The 16,752-nt window shown below is 69.7% G+C and carries 19 protein-coding genes; 16 read left to right on the plus strand and 3 right to left on the minus strand.

Annotated features, from left to right (window positions below; translation table 11 throughout):
• Nucleotides 1-20: 20 nt before the first annotated feature.
• On the minus strand, nucleotides 21-1,034 hold the full coding sequence (locus tag LI334_RS01960; protein ID WP_227261494.1) for a lysylphosphatidylglycerol synthase transmembrane domain-containing protein: 1,014 nt from the start codon (nucleotides 1,032-1,034) through the stop codon (nucleotides 21-23).
• 100 nt (nucleotides 1,035-1,134) lie between these two features.
• Between LI334_RS01960 and LI334_RS01965 the strand changes: the two genes are divergently transcribed.
• Genes LI334_RS01965 through rdgB form a run of 10 tightly spaced genes read left to right on the plus strand, consistent with a single transcriptional unit; the run spans nucleotide 1,135 to nucleotide 7,100 of the window.
• Nucleotides 1,135-2,373, plus strand: coding sequence for a translation initiation factor IF-2 subunit gamma (locus tag LI334_RS01965; protein WP_227261495.1), 1,239 nt, complete (start codon nucleotides 1,135-1,137; stop codon nucleotides 2,371-2,373).
• Nucleotide 2,374: 1 nt separating this feature from the next.
• A complete protein-coding gene (locus tag LI334_RS01970) occupies nucleotides 2,375-2,755 on the plus strand; it encodes a DUF188 domain-containing protein (RefSeq protein WP_227261496.1) in 381 nt (126 codons plus the stop codon).
• Nucleotides 2,756-3,316, plus strand: a complete 561-nt coding sequence (locus LI334_RS01975) for a DNA-directed RNA polymerase (RefSeq protein ID WP_227261497.1) — start codon at nucleotides 2,756-2,758, stop codon at nucleotides 3,314-3,316.
• Nucleotides 3,317-3,514 carry a transcription elongation factor subunit Spt4 gene (gene spt4 / locus LI334_RS01980; protein WP_227261498.1) on the plus strand — a complete coding sequence of 66 codons (198 nt, stop codon included), beginning with the start codon at nucleotides 3,317-3,319 and terminating at the stop codon, nucleotides 3,512-3,514.
• Complete coding sequence (locus tag LI334_RS01985) at nucleotides 3,514-4,050, plus strand: GTP-dependent dephospho-CoA kinase family protein (RefSeq protein WP_227261499.1); 537 nt, start codon at nucleotides 3,514-3,516, stop codon at nucleotides 4,048-4,050. The genes spt4 and LI334_RS01985 overlap by 1 nt, the downstream gene beginning before the upstream one ends.
• Nucleotides 4,051-4,102: 52 nt before the next feature.
• Nucleotides 4,103-4,429, plus strand: a complete 327-nt coding sequence (locus LI334_RS01990) for a 30S ribosomal protein S24e (protein ID WP_227261500.1) — start codon at nucleotides 4,103-4,105, stop codon at nucleotides 4,427-4,429.
• Entirely contained in the window at nucleotides 4,429-4,560 is a 132-nt protein-coding gene (locus tag LI334_RS01995; protein WP_227261501.1) for a 30S ribosomal protein S27ae, read from the plus strand. The genes LI334_RS01990 and LI334_RS01995 overlap by 1 nt, the downstream gene beginning before the upstream one ends.
• Nucleotides 4,561-4,575: 15 nt before the next feature.
• Nucleotides 4,576-6,219 (plus strand): bifunctional N(6)-L-threonylcarbamoyladenine synthase/serine/threonine protein kinase, encoded by a 1,644-nt coding sequence (locus LI334_RS02000; RefSeq protein WP_227261502.1) that lies wholly within the window; start codon nucleotides 4,576-4,578, stop codon nucleotides 6,217-6,219.
• A gap of 28 nt (nucleotides 6,220-6,247) precedes the next feature.
• Nucleotides 6,248-6,520: a DUF5808 domain-containing protein gene (locus LI334_RS02005; protein WP_227261503.1), complete on the plus strand. Its 273-nt coding sequence runs from the start codon at nucleotides 6,248-6,250 to the stop codon at nucleotides 6,518-6,520.
• A gap of 37 nt (nucleotides 6,521-6,557) precedes the next feature.
• Nucleotides 6,558-7,100 carry an RdgB/HAM1 family non-canonical purine NTP pyrophosphatase gene (gene rdgB / locus LI334_RS02010; protein WP_227261504.1) on the plus strand — a complete coding sequence of 181 codons (543 nt, stop codon included), beginning with the start codon at nucleotides 6,558-6,560 and terminating at the stop codon, nucleotides 7,098-7,100.
• A gap of 104 nt (nucleotides 7,101-7,204) precedes the next feature.
• On the opposite strand, the gene LI334_RS02015 is transcribed toward rdgB, so the two are convergent.
• The gene (locus tag LI334_RS02015; protein ID WP_227261505.1) at nucleotides 7,205-7,678 is read right to left on the minus strand and encodes a DUF7384 family protein; all 474 of its coding nucleotides are present in this window, start codon (nucleotides 7,676-7,678) and stop codon (nucleotides 7,205-7,207) included.
• Nucleotides 7,679-7,759: 81 nt separating this feature from the next.
• Nucleotides 7,760-8,533: a DUF6517 family protein gene (locus LI334_RS02020; protein ID WP_227261506.1), complete on the minus strand. Its 774-nt coding sequence runs from the start codon at nucleotides 8,531-8,533 to the stop codon at nucleotides 7,760-7,762.
• A gap of 83 nt (nucleotides 8,534-8,616) precedes the next feature.
• Here LI334_RS02020 and LI334_RS02025 point away from each other — a divergent pair, with 83 nt between their 5' ends.
• The 6 genes from LI334_RS02025 to LI334_RS02050 all read left to right on the plus strand — a co-directional run bounded on the left by LI334_RS02025 (nucleotide 8,617) and on the right by LI334_RS02050 (nucleotide 16,747).
• The gene (locus tag LI334_RS02025) at nucleotides 8,617-9,774 is read left to right on the plus strand and encodes an MFS transporter (protein ID WP_227261507.1); all 1,158 of its coding nucleotides are present in this window, start codon (nucleotides 8,617-8,619) and stop codon (nucleotides 9,772-9,774) included.
• A 54-nt stretch (nucleotides 9,775-9,828) separates the two neighbouring features.
• On the plus strand, nucleotides 9,829-10,368 hold the full coding sequence (locus LI334_RS02030; RefSeq protein ID WP_227261508.1) for a ribbon-helix-helix protein, CopG family: 540 nt from the start codon (nucleotides 9,829-9,831) through the stop codon (nucleotides 10,366-10,368).
• A 154-nt stretch (nucleotides 10,369-10,522) separates the two neighbouring features.
• Nucleotides 10,523-11,800, plus strand: coding sequence for an ABC transporter substrate-binding protein (locus tag LI334_RS02035; RefSeq protein WP_227261509.1), 1,278 nt, complete (start codon nucleotides 10,523-10,525; stop codon nucleotides 11,798-11,800).
• 77 nt (nucleotides 11,801-11,877) lie between these two features.
• Nucleotides 11,878-13,932, plus strand: coding sequence for a hydantoinase/oxoprolinase family protein (locus tag LI334_RS02040; protein WP_227261510.1), 2,055 nt, complete (start codon nucleotides 11,878-11,880; stop codon nucleotides 13,930-13,932).
• Nucleotides 13,932-15,632: a hydantoinase B/oxoprolinase family protein gene (locus LI334_RS02045; RefSeq protein WP_227261511.1), complete on the plus strand. Its 1,701-nt coding sequence runs from the start codon at nucleotides 13,932-13,934 to the stop codon at nucleotides 15,630-15,632. Before LI334_RS02040 ends, LI334_RS02045 begins: the two co-directional genes overlap by 1 nt.
• Nucleotides 15,629-16,747 carry an MFS transporter gene (locus tag LI334_RS02050; RefSeq protein WP_227261512.1) on the plus strand — a complete coding sequence of 373 codons (1,119 nt, stop codon included), beginning with the start codon at nucleotides 15,629-15,631 and terminating at the stop codon, nucleotides 16,745-16,747. Before LI334_RS02045 ends, LI334_RS02050 begins: the two co-directional genes overlap by 4 nt.
• Nucleotides 16,748-16,752: the final 5 nt, after the last annotated feature.

Below are 16,752 nucleotides of genomic sequence, written 5' to 3' on the forward strand. Positions count from 1 at the left end.
ACCTCGTCGCGGGGGAAAAGCTAGTCGGCGATGACGGCCGCGGCCGCGCCGCCGAGCACCATCGGGAACAGGTAGGTGGCGACGCGGTGGACGAGCGCGGCGGCGGCGACGACGCCCGCTGGGACGGGTGCGAGCGTGCTGACGACGAGCACGAGCAGGGCTTCGAGGCCGCCGAGGCCGCCGGGAATGGGGACGACGGCGGCGAGGTCGCCGACGGGGATGGCGACCAGCGCGACGACGAACGGTATCGTGTACCCGAGCGCGTAGAGCGAACTCCAGAGGGAGGCGGCGAGCGCGAGCCAGCCGAGCGCGGAGAACCCGACTGCGAGCAGGAGGCCGCGGCGGTCGGCGGCGACGCGGTCGATGGCGACGAAGAACTCCGCGACCCGCGCCTCCACGGCGTCGGCGTCCGGCGCGCTGATTCGGGGGACGAGGCGCGCGATGAGGTGCGCGACGGGCGTGACGGCGCGGGCGACGCCGCGCTCGACGCGGTCGCGGTTCGTCCACGCGAGGTAGACGAGGACGGGGAGACCGACCGCGAGGACGGCGACCGCGGCGGCGACCAGGGTGAGTCGGTCGCCGAGCGTCGCGGTCGCGGCGAGGTAGCCGAACCCGGCGACGCCGAGCGTGAGCGACGGGACGAAGTGGAGGGCGTCCACGCTCGAAATCGCCGCGAACCCCGTGCCGTACTCCACGTCGGTCTCCCGCGAGATGAGGTACGCGCTGAACGGCTCGCCGCCCGCCTGCCCGAACGGCGTGACGTTGTTCGCGAACGCCGTCGAGGCGTACACAGCGACCGCGCGCGGCACGCTCACGTCGCGGCCGAGCACGCGGAGGACGGTGCGGAGACTGAGCGCCCACGCGACCAGCCAGCACGCCGCGGCCGCCGCGACGAGCAGGAGGCGACGCGGCCGCGCCCGGGCGAGCGCGTCAACGACCGTGCCGACGCCGACCACCCAGAGCAGGAGGGCGGTGACGAGCGCGCCCGCGAGGAAGCCGACGACCACCGACCGGGTTTCGACGGGTGTGTCCACGCCCCCGACTGGGGACGGCGGCGGGATGTAGCTGACGGGCGTCGAACTGTAACAGTAGGTTTATCAGGCGTTCGGGGCGAAAATCACGCAAGATTACTCAATGGCCCAAAACAATCGACAACCGGAGGTGAACATCGGCCTCGTCGGACACGTCGACCACGGGAAGACGACGCTCGTGCGCGCGCTGTCCGGCGAATGGACCGACCAGCACTCCGAGGAGATGAAGCGAGGCATCTCCATCCGTCTCGGGTACGCGGACGCGACGTTCCGCAAGTGCCCCGAGTGCGAGGAGCCCGAGGCGTTCACCGTCGAGGAGACCTGTCCCGAACACGACGTCGAGACCGAGGTTCTCCGCACGGTCTCGTTCGTGGACGCGCCCGGACACGAGACGCTGATGGCGACGATGCTCTCCGGCGCGGCGCTGATGGACGGCGCGGTGCTCGTCGTCTCCGCGAACGAACCCGTCCCGCAGCCGCAGACGGAAGAACACCTGATGGCGCTCGACATCATCGGCATCGAGAACGTCGTCATCGCGCAGAACAAGGTCGACCTCGTGGACGCCGAGCAGGCCCGCGAGAACTACGAGCAGATTCAGGAGTTCGTCGAGGGAACGGTCGCCGAGGACGCGCCCATCGTGCCCGTGAGCGCCGAACAGGGCATCAACACCGACCTCGTCATCGACGCCATCGAGGAGCGGATTCCGACGCCCGACCGCGACCCGGACGCCGACCCCGAGATGTTCGTCGCGCGCTCCTTCGACATCAACCGGCCCGGCACCACCTGGGAGGGCCTCCAGGGCGGCGTCGTCGGCGGCAGCCTCGTCGAGGGCGAACTCGAAGCGGGCGACGAGTTCGAGATTCGGCCCGGCCGCGAAGTGGACGAGGGCGGCGAGACCGAGTGGCGTCCCATCACCACCGAAGTCCGGTCGATTCAGGCCGGCGGCGAGATGGTGGATTCCGCGACGCCCGGCGGCCTGCTCGGCGTCGGAACCGGTCTCGACCCCTCGCTGACGAAGGGTGACGCGCTCGCCGGCCAGGTCGCCGGCCACCCGGACGCCCTTCCGCCGGTCTGGAACGACTTCACGATGAGCGTCGAACTCCTCGAACGCCTCGTCGGCGCGGAGGAGGGCGAGACGGTCGACCCCATCAACACGGGCGAACCGCTCATGCTCACCGTCGGCACCGCCACCACCGTCGGCGCTGTCACGAGCGCCCGGGACGGCGAGTGCGAAGTCCAGCTCAAGCGCCCCGTCTGCGCGAAGGAGGGCTCGAAAATCGCCATCAACCGCCGCGTCGGCGCGCGCTGGCGGCTCATCGGCGTCGGGACGCTGGACGGATAACATGACGCGAGTGGCCGTGGACGCGAACGCGCTGATGATGCCTGTCGAAGCCGGCGTTCGGCTGTTCGACGAACTCGACCGCCTCGTCGGCACGTACGACGCGGTCGTCCCCGAACCCGTGCTCGCCGAACTCGACTCCCTCTCGGAGTCGGGCGGCGAGGAGGGACGGGCGGCCAGCGTGGGCGCGGACCTCGCGGCCCGTTGCGACACCGTCGAGACCGAGGAATCGTACGCGGACGACGCCATTCACGCGCTCGGCGAGTCGGGCGCGGTGGACGCGGTCGTCACGAACGACGCCCCCCTGAAGGAACGCCTGCTCGACGCGGGCGTGCCAGTAATTCATTTACGGGGCCGGAATCAACTCACACGCACTCAACCATAGATGTACAAGCGAGCACGCCTCACGGATACGATAGAAGTTCCCCCCGAACACCTGGCGGACGTCACGCCCGACCTGGTGAAACGACTCCTGCAGGACAAACTCGAAGGTCGGATGGACGAAGACCTCGGGAGCATCGTCACCGTCACCGAAGTCCACGACATCGGCGACGGCGCGGTACTCCCGAACCGGCCGGGCGTCTACTACGAGGCCGAGTTCGACGCGCTCGCGTTCGACCCCGAGATGCAGGAAGTCATCGACGGCGAGGTCGTCGAGGTCGTGAACTTCGGCGCGTTCGTCGGCATCGGGCCCGTGGACGGCCTGCTGCACGTCAGTCAGATTTCGGACGAGTACCTCGCGTACGACGAGGAGAACCAGCAGCTCGCCAGCCGCGAGTCGAACCAGGTGCTCGGCGTCGGTGACTCCGTGCGGGCGCGCATCGTCACGAAGAGCATCGACGAGCGCAACCCCCGCGAGTCCAAGATCGGACTCACGGCGAAGCAGCCCGGGCTCGGGAAGCACGGCTGGCTGCAGGAGAAGCGCGAGGAAGAGGAGGGCCGGTAGATGGCGTCCAACAGGCTGGCGTGCCACGACTGCCACCGCATCGTCGACCCGGACGAGGAGACGTGTCCGTACTGCGGGTCGAACTCGCTCACGGAGGACTGGGCGGGCTACGTCGTCATCACGCACCCCGAGCAGTCCGAAATCGCGGAGAAGATGGAGGTCACGGAAGCGGGCGAGTACGCGCTCAAGGTCCGATAGTGCCCCGGACGGTCGCACGCCTCCCGAAGTCCGCGCGCGCGGAGTTCAAGGAGCCGCTCGGCCGCATCTACACGGACGCCCAGGAACTCCTGGCGGACGCCGGCAGCCCGATTATCGCCGTCGGCGACGTGGTGACGTACCACCTCGAACGAGCGGGCGCGACGCCGCACGTCTCCGTGGTGGACGGCCGCACCGAGCGCGAGGCCGTGGAGGAAGAGATCGTCGAGGGGTTCCCGGACGCGGACACGGACGTGCACGTCGCGTCCGACCCGGCGACGCTCTCCCACGAACTCGTAGAGGCGCTCGTGGACGCCATCGGCCGCGCGGAGACGACGCTTCTCGTCGTGGACGGCGAGGAAGACCTCGCGTCCCTGCCGGCAGTCGTCGCCGCGCCCGTCGGCGCGTCCGTCGTGTACGGCCAGCCCGGCGAGGGGATGGTGCTCGTGAACGTGGACAGCGAACTCAAGGAGCGAGTGCGCGACCTCCTCGGACTCCTCGAAACCGAGGACGCGTTCTGGCGGCTCTTGGACTCGTAGGGGGCTTCGAAATCCTTTTGAGCGAACCGAGACAAGTGAGGGACAACTGACCATGGAAATCGACATTCTGGAGCAGGACGACAACCCCCTGCTCCACCGGACCGAGGTCTCGTTCGAAATCACTCACGAGGACGCGTCCCCCTCCCGTCTCTCCGTTCGCGACAGCCTCGCGGCCCAGCTCGACAAGAACTCGGACGAGGTCGTCGTGCACAGCCTCGACACGAAGTTCGGGATGCGCAAGACCGTCGGGTACGCAAAGGTGTACGACTCCGCGGACTCCGCCGTGGACGTGGAGCAGGAGTACATGCTCGACCGGAACAAGATCTCCGCCGAGTCCGAGGAGGGCGCGGACGCCGCGGAAGCGGAGGGTGAGGAGTAATGGCGCGAAACGAGTACTACGAGGACGGCGAGGCGACGAAAGAGCAGTGCCCCCGGTGTGGGGACACGTTCCTCGCGGCCCACGGTGACCGCCAGCATTGCGGGAAGTGCGGTTACACCGAGTGGAACTGAGGTAACTCGTTTTCGATGCGCGTTCTCGGCGTCGAGGGTACCGCGTGGTGTGCGAGTGCGGCCGTGTACGAGACCACCGACCTGCGGGACTCCGACGCCGGCAGCGTGACGATTCACTCGGACGCCTATCAGCCGGTGGAGGGCGGTATCCATCCGCGGGAGGCGGCCGAGCACATGCGGGACGCGATTCCCGGCGTGGTCGCGGACGCGCTCGACGCCGCGAGCGGCCCCATCGACGCGGTGGCGTTCTCGCGCGGCCCGGGACTGGGGCCGTGTCTCCGCATCGTCGCGACGGCCGCGCGGTCGCTCGCGCAGGCGCTCGACGTTCCCCTGGTGGGCGTGAACCACATGGTCGCCCACCTGGAGGTCGGCCGGCACTACGCGGGCTTCGACGCGCCCGTCTGCCTGAACGCGTCCGGCGCGAACGCCCACGTTCTCGGCTACCACAACGGCCGGTACCGCGTGCTCGGGGAGACGATGGACACGGGCGTCGGGAACGCCCTCGATAAGTTCACGCGCCACCTCGACTGGAGCCACCCGGGCGGTCCGAAGGTCGAAGAGCACGCGAAACAGGGCGAGTACGTCGACCTCCCCTACGTCGTGAAGGGCATGGACTTCTCCTTCTCCGGAATCATGTCCGCGGCGAAGGACGAGGTGGACGCCGGCACGCCCGTCGAGGACGTCTGTCGCGGCCTGGAGGAGACGGTGTTCGGGATGCTCACCGAGGTCGCGGAGCGCGCGCTCGGCCTCACCGGGCGCGACGAACTCGTGCTCGGCGGCGGGGTCGGGCAGAACGCCCGCCTCCGGGACATGCTCGCATCGATGTGCGAGCAACGCGGCGCGCGGTTCTACGCGCCCGACCCCCGGTTCCTCCGGGACAACGCGGGCATGATAGCGGTGCTCGGCGCGAAGATGTACGACGCCGGCGACACCCTGCCCGTCGCGGAGTCCGCGGTGGACTCGAACTACCGGCCGGACGAGGTGCCCGTGACGTGGCGCGACCGCGAGACGAGCGTCCTCCAGCCCGCCGGCGCGGCGGACGTGCAGGGCGCGGAAGCCGTCGTCTCCCTCGGCGAGACGGTGACGAAACACCGCCGGCCGAAGGCGTACCGGCACGCCGCGCTCGACTCGCGGCTCCGCCGCGACCGCACCGTCCTCGAAGCCCGACTCACCAGCGAGGCGCGACGCGTCGGCGTCCCAACGCCCGTCGTATTCGACGTGGACGTCCCCGAGAGCACCATCGAGTTCGAACACGTCGGGTACGCCGACCTCCGGGACGCCCTCACCGAACCCGCGGTCCGCGAGACCGCGCGCCACCTCGCCGCGATTCACGACGCCGGGTTCGTCCACGGCGACCCGACCACGCGGAACGCGCGCGTCGCGACCCCCGGCGAAACGACCGACCGGTCGGGCCGCGAGAGCGGGACGGACGACACCCGGGTCTACCTCATCGACTTCGGCCTCGGATACTACACGGACGACGTCGAGGACTACGCGATGGACCTCCACGTCTTCCAGCAGAGCCTCGCCGGCACCGCCGACGACCCCGACCCGCTCCTCGACGCCGCCGCGGACGCCTACCGCGACCACGGCGACCCGGTCGTCCTCGACCAACTGGACGAGATTCTCGGCCGCGGCCGCTATCGCTCCCCAAACTGATTTAGTCCGCCTCGCCCTACTTCCGGGTATGTCCGAGAAGCCGTCCTCCGGCGAACTGTTCGGCGTGCCGTACAACTTCGACCGTCCGAGCCTCTCCAACCTCCTGTCCGCGTACTGGCAGCCCGGCGAGGGGATGCTCGTGGAGAAGCCGTTCGGCGTCGGGTACACGCTGAACCTCGCGAACTGGCGGTCGTGGGTCGTGCTCGCCGTCGCCGGCGTCCTCCTCTACCAGCAGCAGTCGGGCGACGACAGCGAGGACGGCGTCGTGGACGAAGCGGTCGAAGTCGTCGTGGACGAGTAACCGACGGCGTTTTTCAGCCCGGCCGTTCAGAGAGCGTATGAAGTTCGTCACGACAAACCAGGGGAAGGTGCGCGAGGCCCGCGAGTACCTCTCCGACCTCACCACGGTCGAACAGTTCGATTACGACTACACGGAGATTCAGAGCGACAGCCTCGCGGACATCGCGGCCGCGGGCGCGGAGGAGGCCTACGAGGCGGCGGGCGGCGACGACCCCGTCATCGTGGACGACGCCGGCCTCTTCGTGGAGGAACTCGACGGTTTTCCCGGTCCCTACTCGGCGTACGTCGAGGACACGCTCGGCATCGACCGCGTCTGGGAACTTGCGGAATCGCTCGCCGACCGGCGTGCCGCGTTCCGCTGCACGGTCGCGTACGCCGACGGCGATGTCGTGGAAACGTTCGACGGCGCTGTCTCGGGGACGCTCGTCACCCCGCGCGGGTCGGGCGGATTCGGATACGACCCGATATTCGAACACGACGGCGAGACGTTCGCGGAGATGAGTACGGAGAAGAAGAACGCGCTCAGCCACCGCGGCCGCGCGCTCGCGAAGCTCGCGGACTGGCTCGCCGAGAATTCATAAGTGAAGCCGCGGCCAGACCGGGTGTGCTGTAGCGCTCGCGGGCGGGGAGACAGCGAAATCCGGCGGCACGCTCCCCGTCCATCGGTCGTGCCGCCGTGTTAGCCCTATGCCCGCGGGTCGCGGTCGGGGCCGGGGTACTCGCCGTCCGCGACGACGGGGTACAGTCGCTCGGGGTCGAACAGGCGCGCGAACGCGTCCGGGGACTTCACGCTCGTCGTCACGTACTGCTTCAGCGACGCGTTCGCCTCGACGGACTGGAGGCTGTCGTCGAACGTGACGAGGTGCGCGGCGTTCCCGTGGTACGCACACGCCAGTCCGGGATGGTCGCCCTCGGGGTGTTCGACGAACTCCCCGAGTTCGCTGATGCGGTCGCGCCACGCGTCCGCGAGGTCGGCGTCCGCGAGTTCCGCGATGACCGCGTGGGCGTCGTCCAGCAGCGGGTCGCTCACGACGAGCGTCGTCCACGAGTGCGCGCGCACGTGGTCGAGCGCGTCGCGCGCCGCGCCGCCGCAGAGCAGGTCGGCGGCGAGCACGTCCGCGTCCGCGACGACGGTCGCGGGGTTCGGTTCGTCACTCATCTCGGTGGGCGTCGAGCGCCGCCCGCACCTCCGGCTCCGTGACCGCGTACTCGTCGGCCGCGTCGAACAGCTCCTGCCACGTCATTCCGTCTGGCGCATGAACGCGTGGATTTCCTCGCGGTACGTCTCGGGTTCGAGGCCGAGGTCGACGTCTACGGACACCGTGATGGCGTCGGAGATGTCCTGGGTCGCGGAGCGAGCGAAGTTCTCGCCGACCCACGCGCCGCCGGCGACGAGCGCGTAGTCGCCGTGGTGCCAGACCGCGAGGTCGCCGCGCACGGCGAGCGCGTCCCCGTCGATAGTGACGGTGGTGCCGTCCTCGACGGGGAACTCGAACGTCGGCACGTCGTAGGTCGCCTCGTACTCGGTGAGGCTCGCGGACTCGCCGGTCGCCACGTCGAACGAACCGGTGCCGATGCGCTGGATGTCCGACAGGCCGGCGTCGGCGAGGCGGTCGCGGAACTGGTCGCGCGCGCTCGCCTCGACTTCGTTCAGCACTTCCTCGCGGCCGATGCCGGCGGGGAGGTTGCCCACGTCGGGGCTGAAGTCGATGCGGGTCGCGGAGAACAGCGCGAGCTGGCTCGTCACGCGTCCGAGAGTCGCGTCCTCGATTCGCTGGGTGAGCGCGGTGTCCGTGTGCGTGGTCGTGTAGCCCTTCGCGGTGAACGTGACGGGGCCGTACGACTGCTCGATGAGCGTGCGTTCGCTCGAATCGGTCTGCTCCCAGCCGGCGCTCTGCATCTCCTCGGTCGGGAGGTCGGGCGGCGAGACGGACGCTTGGGCGAGCGTCGAGCAGCCCGCGAGTCCGGCTAGCCCGAGTCCGGCAGTCGTTCCGAGTAGCGTTCGACGGTTCATACCGGGTGTAGGACGCCCATACCCTAAGTCTGTTCGACGCCGCGTCCGCAACGGTCAAGCGGCCGCCGTTCCTGGGTCGAGGCGTGTCGGAGTCCCGCGTTCCCTGGTCGTCGCCCCGCTTCCAGGTCATCGTTCTGAGTTCCCTGATGGGCGTGATGGGCGTCTCGCTCATCAGTCCCGCTCTCCCGACGGTGCGGGAGGCGCTCGCTATCACGGACGGCCAGGCGGCGTTGCTCGTCACCGCGTTCACGGTGCCGGGTATCGTGCTCGCGCCGCTCGTGGGCGTGCTCGCCGACCGGTACGGCCGGCGCGCCGTGCTCGTGCCGTGTCTCGTGGGGTACGGCGTGTCGGGCGCGGCGGTCGCGCTCACCACGGATTTCACGGTGATTCTCGGCCTGCGCGTCCTGCAGGGCGTGGCGGGGAGCGCGCTCGTCACGCTCGCGGTGACGCTCATCGGCGACCTCTACGACGCCGGTCAGCGCAACCACCTGATGGGCGTGAACGGCGCGGCCATCTCCGTCGGGACGGCGTCCTATCCGCTCGTCGGCGGCGCGCTCGCGAGCGTGTCGTGGCGCGCGCCCTTCCTCCTCTACGTCGTCGGCGTGCCCGTCGGCCTCGTCGCGTACCGGTCGCTCGACGATAGTGATGGCCGCGCGCACGGCCTCGATTACTTCCGGAACGTCCTCGCCGCCGTTCCGACCCGGCGGACGGCCGCCCTGTACGGGACGTACGTCGCGGCGTTCGTCGTGCTGTACGGCACGCTCATCACCGCGGTGCCGTTCCTCCTGCACGAGGCGTACGGACTGGGGTCGTTCGGGACGGGGCTCGTGCTCACGTCGGCGTCGGCGATGACGGCGGTGACGGCGAGCCAGAACGGCCGGCTCTCCGCGCTCGCGAGCAACGACCGCCTCGTCGCGTTCGGGTTCGTCGGGTACGGCGTCGGTCTCGTGGGCGCGTTCTTCGCCGGGAGTCCGGTGGGGTTCGCGGTGGCGATTCTCGCGTTCGGCGCGGGGCAGGGAGTCGTTCAGCCGAGCATCGACACGGCGACGAGCAGTCTCGTTGGCGCGGAGTTCCGCGGCGGCGTGATGAGTTTCCGGACGACGGCGATTCGGACGGGGCAGACGCTCGGCCCGCCGCTCGCCACGGCGGCGGACGCGGTGGTCGGCTACCAGGCGTTCCTGCTCGCGGTCGGTGTCGTCGCGCTCGTCGGCGGTGGCGTTGCGCTCGCGGTCGTCGAGTAGCGAGTGTTCCGGTGAGCGACGGAGTTTAACCCCTCGGTGTGGTATGCCGTACCGATGAGTTCAGACCGGTTGACCGTGTCGCTCGACGAGGACGCCCGCGACGCGCTCGACACCATCACGAGCAAGACCGATAGTTCGCAGAGCGAACTGGTGCGGCGGGCGCTCACGTTTTACGCCGCGAACTACGAGGCGGCGAGCACGGACAGCTCGGAGAAACTGGAGGAGTACTACAAGATGTTGACGGGCGGCGAGCACGTCCTGCTCGACATCGACTTCCTCCACTGTTTTCTCGACCACGTGAAGGAGGACGGGGAGCCGAGGTCGGAGTTCGTCGCGGACGCCGACCAGGTCTCGGACTACCACGCCCAGGAGTACGTCGACCGGTTCGATTCGCTGGACGAACTCCTGGAGTGGCTGTCGCTCTGCGGGTTCCTGACGGTTCGGCGCACCACCGAGAACACGTACCACATCGTCTTCCCGTCGGCGGACATCCGCTGGTTCATGACGCGGTTCATCGAGCGGAGCGTCGAACCGCTCCCGTTCGACGTGACCATCAACCCGGGCGTTGCGAAGGTTCTCCTCGTCGAGGAGTAGTCTGGACGTTCGGTCACAAACTGGTCTGTCTCTTTCTGGTTCGTACGTCCTCTGCGACGATTCATATTCGATTCGCACTCGTTCACACGCGATATGCGTGGTGTGTGCATTCCTCACAAGTACCACTAAGTGGGTGCTTTGGTAGTGGTACTCTATGGCACAAGACGACTCGTTCGCCGACCGCCTGACCCGTCGTCGCGCGATGCGCCTCGGTGGCGCGGCCGGTGCCGCCGGCCTGACGGGCCTCGCCGGCTGTCTCGACAGCCTGCAGAACAGCGGGAACAGTAGTAGCGGAAGCATCGACGTGGGCGCGGTTCTCCCGTTCAGCGGGGATCTCAGCGACTTCGGCGCGCCGATGCAGAACGCGCTCCGGATGGCCGAAGAGGACATCAACGCCGCGGGCGGCCCGCTCGGCCGCGAACTCAACGTCCACTTCGAGGACTCCACGTCGTCCTCGACGGACGGCGTGAACGCCGCGAACAAGCTTGTGGACACCACGGGCGTGAACGCGTTGTTCGGCGCGGTGTCCTCCGGCGTCACCATCAGTATCGCGCAGTCCGTCTCGATTCCGAAGGAGACGGTTCACATCACGCCCGCGTCCTCGTCGCCCGTCATCAGCACGCTCGACGACGACGATTACGTCTGGCGCACCCGGACGAACGACCGGTTCGTCGCGAAGGTGATGGCGATGATAGCCGAGCAGAACGACGCAAGCACCGCCGCGGTTCTCTACATCAACAACGACTTCGGGTCGGCGCTCGCGGACGTGTTCTCCTCGTCGTTCGGCGGCGAAGTTACGGCGGAAGTCGGCTACGAGTCGGGGCAGTCGTCCTACCAGCAGCTCCTCTCCGAGCTGTTCGCGGACGACCCCGAGTTCGTCGCGTTCGCCGGCTACCCCGAGTCCGGGACGACCATCCTCTCTCAGTGGGACGAGGAGGGCTACGGCGGGAACTGGATTCTCCACACGAGCCTCCTCTCCGACGACGTCATCGGGAACGTCGGCGCGGACGTGATGAACGGCATGTACGGCGTGCGCACGAAACCGCCGAGCGGGAGCGCGACGGAGAACTTCGTGAGCGACTACGAGTCCGCGTACCCGGACGCCCAGTTGTTCTCGCCGTACTCGTGGAACTCCTACGACGCGCTCGTCTCGTGGGCGCTCGCCGCGCACGCCGCCGGCACGCCCGAGTCCCCGAGCGTGAAGGAGGAACTCCGCCCCGTCGCCACGCCGCCCGGTGAGGCCGTCGGGTACGACGGCTTCGAGTCCGGCGTGAGCCTGCTCGACGACGACACCGACATCGATTACAGCGGGCCGAGCGGGAACGTGAACTACGATTCGAACGGCGACGTGGCGAGCGACATGGTCATCGTGCAGGTCGAGGACGGCGAGTTCGTCGACCAGGAGACCGTGCCCGCGGAAGACCTCACCTAGGGCCTCCAGATTCTCATGTTCGCACTCTCTCACTACTCGATAGTCGCCTCGCACGCACAGCACGGGAGGGCGGAGCCGTGAGCGACGACGACGTTCGCGTCGGCGTCGACATCGGCGGCACCTTCACCGACATCGTCAGCCTCCGGGACGGCGACGTGCACGTCACGAAGACGCCGTCGACGCCGAGCGACCCCGAGGAGGGCGTCGTGAACGGCCTGGAGAAGAGCTCCGCGGACGCGGGCTTCGGGTTCGACGACGTGGGCTTCCTCAGCCACGGGACGACGGTGGCGACGAACGCCGTCCTCGAAGGCACGTGGGCGGACACCGCGCTCGTCACCACCGAGGGGTTCCGGGACGTGCTCGAAATCGGCCGCCAGGACAGACCGGACATCTACGATTTCGACGCGGAGAAACCCGCACCCATCGTCCCCCGCGACCGCCGCTTCGAGGTGCCCGAGCGCCTCGACGAACGCGGGAACGCGCTCCGCGAACTGGACGCGGACGCGGTTCGCTCGCTCGCGCGCACCCTCGACGACCGCGGCGTCGATTCCGTCGCGGTCTCCCTGTTGTTCGCGTTCGAGGACGACAGCCACGAGCGCCGGGTCGCGGAGATTCTGGACGAGGAACTGGACGCGTCGCTCTCGCTTTCGAGCGACGTGCTCCCGGAGATTCGGGAGTACGAGCGCACGCTCACCACGTCGCTGAACGCCGCGCTGAAGCCCGTGATGGACGACTACATCGGGAACCTCGAAGGCCACGTCCGCGACCACGACATCGGCGCGGAACTGAAGATAATGCAGTCGAACGGCGGTCTCATCACGGCGGACGCCGCGCGCACCCGACCCGTCAACACCCTGCTCTCCGGCCCCGCCGGGGGCGTGCAGGGCGCGACGTACGTCGCGGAGCGCGCGGGCGTCGAGGACATCATCACGATGGACATGGGCGGCACGTCCTGCGACGTGTCCCTCGTGGAGGGCGGCGACCCCCTCGTCTCGACGGACGTGCAGGTCGGGGACTACACGGTCGGCGTCCCGATGATAGACATCCACACCGTCGGCTCCGGCGGCGGCTCCATCGCGTGGGTGGACACCGGCGGCGCGCTCCGCGTCGGCCCCCGGTCGGCGGGCGCGGATCCCGGCCCGATTTCGTACGGCCGCGGCGGCACCGAGCCGACGACCACGGACGCCCACCTCCTGCTCGGCCGCCTCGACCCCGACCGCTTCCTCTCCGGCGAACTCGACGTGGAGGTCGCGGACGTGGAGCGCGCGTTCGAGTCGGAGCTCGGCGACGAACTCGGGATGGGGCCCGAGGAGGCCGCGCAGGGCGTGCTCGACGTGGCGAACGCGAACATGGCGCGCGCGCTCCGCGTCGTCTCCGTCGAGCGCGGCTACGACCCTCGGGAGTTCGCGCTCGTCGCGTTCGGCGGCGCTGGCCCCCTGCACGCGTGCGGTCTCGCGGAGGAACTCGACATCCCGAAGGTCATCGTCCCGCAGACCGCGGGCGTGCTGTCCGCGCTCGGCCTCCTCATCAGCGACGTGCTCTACGACTACAGCGTCTCGCGCGTCCGCGAGTGGAGCGAGGTCACGCCCGCCACGCTCCGCGACGCGCTCGCCGACCTGCACGCGGAGGGCGAGGAACGCCTCGCGAACGAGGACATCCCGGAGTCGGGCCGCGTGTACGAGCGCACGGCCGACCTCCGGTACGTCGGGCAGTCGTTCGAGATTTCGGTGCCGCTCCCCGAGGGCGACCTCGACGCGGACGCGCTCGCCGCCGTCGAACGCGAGTTCCACGAGCGCCACGAGCGCCGGTACGGCCACGCCGACCCCGAGGAACCCGTGGAGCTCGTGACGCTCCGGTTGCGGGCGCGCGGCCTCGTGGAGACGCCCGACCTCGCCGCGCCGAACACGGCGGGAAGCGTCGAGGACGCCATCCGGGAGGTTCGCGGCGTGACCTACGACGGAACGGTGCACGACACGACGATTTACGACCGCACGCGGTTGCCGACGGACGCGACCTTCGACGGCCCCGCGGTCGTCGAGGGGCCGGAGTCCACCGTCGTCGTCCACCCGGGACAGACCGTCTCCGTGGACGCGGACGGCAACCTCGTCGTGGAGACCGGAGGTGACGCCTGATGGTCGATTCGGTCACCCTCGAAGTGATTCGGAACGGCTGCATCGCCATCGCGGAGGAGATGAACGCGAACCTCATCCGAACCGGGTACTCGCCGAACATCAAGGAGCGCCGCGACTGCTCCTGTGCGCTGTTCGACGCCGAGGGCGAGATGATAAGCCAGGCGGAGAACATGCCCGTCCACCTCGGCGCGATGCCGTTCTCGGTGTCCGCGGCAGTCGAGGCGTACGGCGGCGACCTCGAACCCGGTGACGCCGTCCTCCTGAACGACCCGTTCCGGGGCGGCGCGCACCTCCCCGACCTCACGCTCGTCTCCCCCATCTTCGACGACCCGGAGAGCGACGACCCCGAACTCGTGGCGTACGCGGCGAACCGCGCGCACCACGCCGACGTGGGCGGGAGCACCGCCGGGTCGGTCGCCGCTGATTCCACCGAAATCTACCAGGAGGGCCTGCGGATTCCGCCGGTGAAGCTGTTCTCGGGCGGCGAGGTCGTGGAGGACGTGATGGAGATGATACTGACGAACGTCCGCACGCCCGACGAGCGCCGGGGCGACATCCGCGCGCAGGAGGCCGCGAACGAGACGGCGCGTGAGCGCGTGCACGAACTCGTCGCGGACTACGGCGCGCGCGACCTCGCGGAGGCGTTCGGCGAGGTGAAGGACTACTCGGAGCGCCGGATGCGCGCCGAAATCGAGGAGTTCCCGGACGGCACGTACAGTTTCGAGGACGTGCTGGACGACGACGGCCGCGGGAACACCGACCTCCCCGTGCGGGCGACCGTCACGGTCTCGGGCGACGAGGTCGGCGTGGACTTCTCGGGTACCGCAGACCAGACCGAGGGGCCGGTGAACGCCGTGCTCGCGGTCACGTCCTCCGCGACCTACTACGCGATCCGGTGCGTGACCGACCCCGACATCCCGCCGAACCACGGCTGTTATCGCCCCATCACCATCGACGCGCCCGAGGGCAGTATCGTGAACCCGGAGCCGCCGGCGGCGGTCGTCGGCGGCAATCTCGAAACCTCTCAGCGCGTCACGGACGTGGTGCTCGGCGCGTTCGCCACCGAAGCCCCCGAGCGGGTGACGGCGGCGGGCCAGGGGACGATGAACAACATCACGTTCGGCGGCACCGACCCGCGAAGCGACAGCCCGTACGCGTTCTACGAGACGCAGGGCGGCGGGTTCGGCGCGCGCGAGGGCAAGGACGGCATGGACGGCGTGCACGTCCACATGAGTAATACGATGAACACGCCCGCGGAGGTGCTGGAGACCGCGTACCCGCTTCGGGTGCGGCGGTACGCCTACCGGCCAGACTCCGGCGGTGCGGGCGAGTTCCGCGGCGGTCTCGGCCTTCGGCGCGACATCGAAGTGCGGGGGCACACGGCGCGGTTCAGCCTGCTCGCCGACCGCCACCAGCACGCGCCCTACGGCCTGCTCGGCGGCGAACCCGGCGAACCCGGCGCGGCGTACGTCTTCGACCCCGACGCGGACGACACCGACGACGCGGACGGCGAGCGCCTCCCGCAGAAGTCCGTGCACGACCTCCCGCCGGGGACGGTCGTGAGCGTCCGCACGCCGGGCGCGGGCGGGTACGGCGACCCCGCCGACCGCGACGCCGACTCGGTCGAACGCGACCTGCGCCTCGGGAAGATAAGCGACGAGTACGCCGACCGGTACCACGAGGGGGGCGACGGTGAGTGACCGCTCGCACGCTCCGGTACGCGCCGCACGTCGCGGTGTTCGCGGTCGGGTACGTGACGTTCACGTACTCCGCCGTCCCGGGGTACGTCGCCGCGCGGTACGGCGCGACAATCACCACAGTCGGCTTCCTGATGAGCGCGGCGCTCCTCTCGTTCGTGCTCGCGCAGGCGGTCGCCGACCGCCTCGCGTCGCGCTGGACGACCACGCAGGCCCTGCTCGGACTGCTGGGCGCGCACGCCGCGCTCGCCGTCGCGCTGGACTTCGCGCCGTCGCTCGAATCCCTGCTCGTCCTGCGCGCGCTCTGGGGGCTCGCGGGCGGCCTCCTCTTGAGCATCGGCGCGACGCACGTCGCCCGACTCTACGACGGCCGCGCCGCCACCCGCCAGCAGGGCGTCTACGGCGGGATGCTCACGCTCGGCGGCGCGTTCGGCTTCCTGCTCGCGGAGCCGGTCGTCTCGCTGACGGGCGGGTTCGGCGTGCACGCGCTCGGCGCGCCGCTCGCGCTCCCCGCCATCGCGATGCTCTGGCCGCACCGCCGCGGCACCCGCACCGCGGGCACCGCCGCCAGCGGCGGGTTTCGGACGGTGCTCGCGAACCGCGTCGTGCTCGTCGCCGCGCTCTGCTACGTCGCCACCATCGGCGCGTACATCACGCTCTCGACGTTCATCACGGCGTACTTCGACGACCTCGGCGTCACCGGCCCCCTGAACGCCGCGGTGCTCGCCACCGCGACCGCCGGGCGCGCGCTCGGCGGCACCGTCTCGGCGCGCTGGGGCGTCTCGGACGCCCGCATCGTCTCGGTGACCACCCTGCTCGGCGCGCTCGCGTTCGTCGGCCTGCTCGTGGACGCCCGCGTCGTCGCGCTCGTCGGTCCGCTCGTCGCGATGATAGCCGTCTCGCTCCCGTTCGGTGCGGTGTACAACCTCGCGGCGGCCGCGACCGCGCAGGAGACCGCGGCGCTCGCGCTCGTCGTCGCCGCCGGGAACGTCGCGGCGGTCGCGCTCCCAACGTTCACGGGCGTCGTCCGCGCCAACACCGGGGGGTACGCCGCGGTGTTCTGCGTGCTCGCCGCCCTGCTCCTCGCCGCCTCGCTCGCGGCACGACAGACACGATGACACGG

The organism is Salarchaeum japonicum (assembly GCF_020614395.1).
Taxonomy (GTDB): domain Archaea; phylum Halobacteriota; class Halobacteria; order Halobacteriales; family Halobacteriaceae; genus Salarchaeum; species Salarchaeum japonicum.

What these genes read in the sequence shown, in the direction of transcription:
- rdgB (WP_227261504.1), top strand. Translation starts at nt 6,558, where the DNA reads ATGAAGTTCGTCACGACAAACCAGGGGAAGGTGCGCGAGGCCCGCGAG.
- LI334_RS01990 (WP_227261500.1), top strand. Translation starts at nt 4,103, where the DNA reads ATGGAAATCGACATTCTGGAGCAGGACGACAACCCCCTGCTCCACCGG.
- LI334_RS02000 (WP_227261502.1), top strand. Translation starts at nt 4,576, where the DNA reads ATGCGCGTTCTCGGCGTCGAGGGTACCGCGTGGTGTGCGAGTGCGGCC.
- spt4 (WP_227261498.1), top strand. Translation starts at nt 3,317, where the DNA reads ATGGCGTCCAACAGGCTGGCGTGCCACGACTGCCACCGCATCGTCGAC.
- LI334_RS01970 (WP_227261496.1), top strand. Translation starts at nt 2,375, where the DNA reads ATGACGCGAGTGGCCGTGGACGCGAACGCGCTGATGATGCCTGTCGAA.
- LI334_RS02005 (WP_227261503.1), top strand. Translation starts at nt 6,248, where the DNA reads ATGTCCGAGAAGCCGTCCTCCGGCGAACTGTTCGGCGTGCCGTACAAC.
- LI334_RS01975 (WP_227261497.1), top strand. Translation starts at nt 2,756, where the DNA reads ATGTACAAGCGAGCACGCCTCACGGATACGATAGAAGTTCCCCCCGAA.
- LI334_RS02015 (WP_227261505.1), bottom strand. Translation starts at nt 7,678, where the DNA reads ATGAGTGACGAACCGAACCCCGCGACCGTCGTCGCGGACGCGGACGTG.
- LI334_RS01995 (WP_227261501.1), top strand. Translation starts at nt 4,429, where the DNA reads ATGGCGCGAAACGAGTACTACGAGGACGGCGAGGCGACGAAAGAGCAG.
- LI334_RS01965 (WP_227261495.1), top strand. Translation starts at nt 1,135, where the DNA reads ATGGCCCAAAACAATCGACAACCGGAGGTGAACATCGGCCTCGTCGGA.
- LI334_RS02035 (WP_227261509.1), top strand. Translation starts at nt 10,523, where the DNA reads ATGGCACAAGACGACTCGTTCGCCGACCGCCTGACCCGTCGTCGCGCG.
- LI334_RS02030 (WP_227261508.1), top strand. Translation starts at nt 9,829, where the DNA reads ATGAGTTCAGACCGGTTGACCGTGTCGCTCGACGAGGACGCCCGCGAC.
- LI334_RS02045 (WP_227261511.1), top strand. Translation starts at nt 13,932, where the DNA reads ATGGTCGATTCGGTCACCCTCGAAGTGATTCGGAACGGCTGCATCGCC.
- LI334_RS02020 (WP_227261506.1), bottom strand. Translation starts at nt 8,533, where the DNA reads ATGAACCGTCGAACGCTACTCGGAACGACTGCCGGACTCGGGCTAGCC.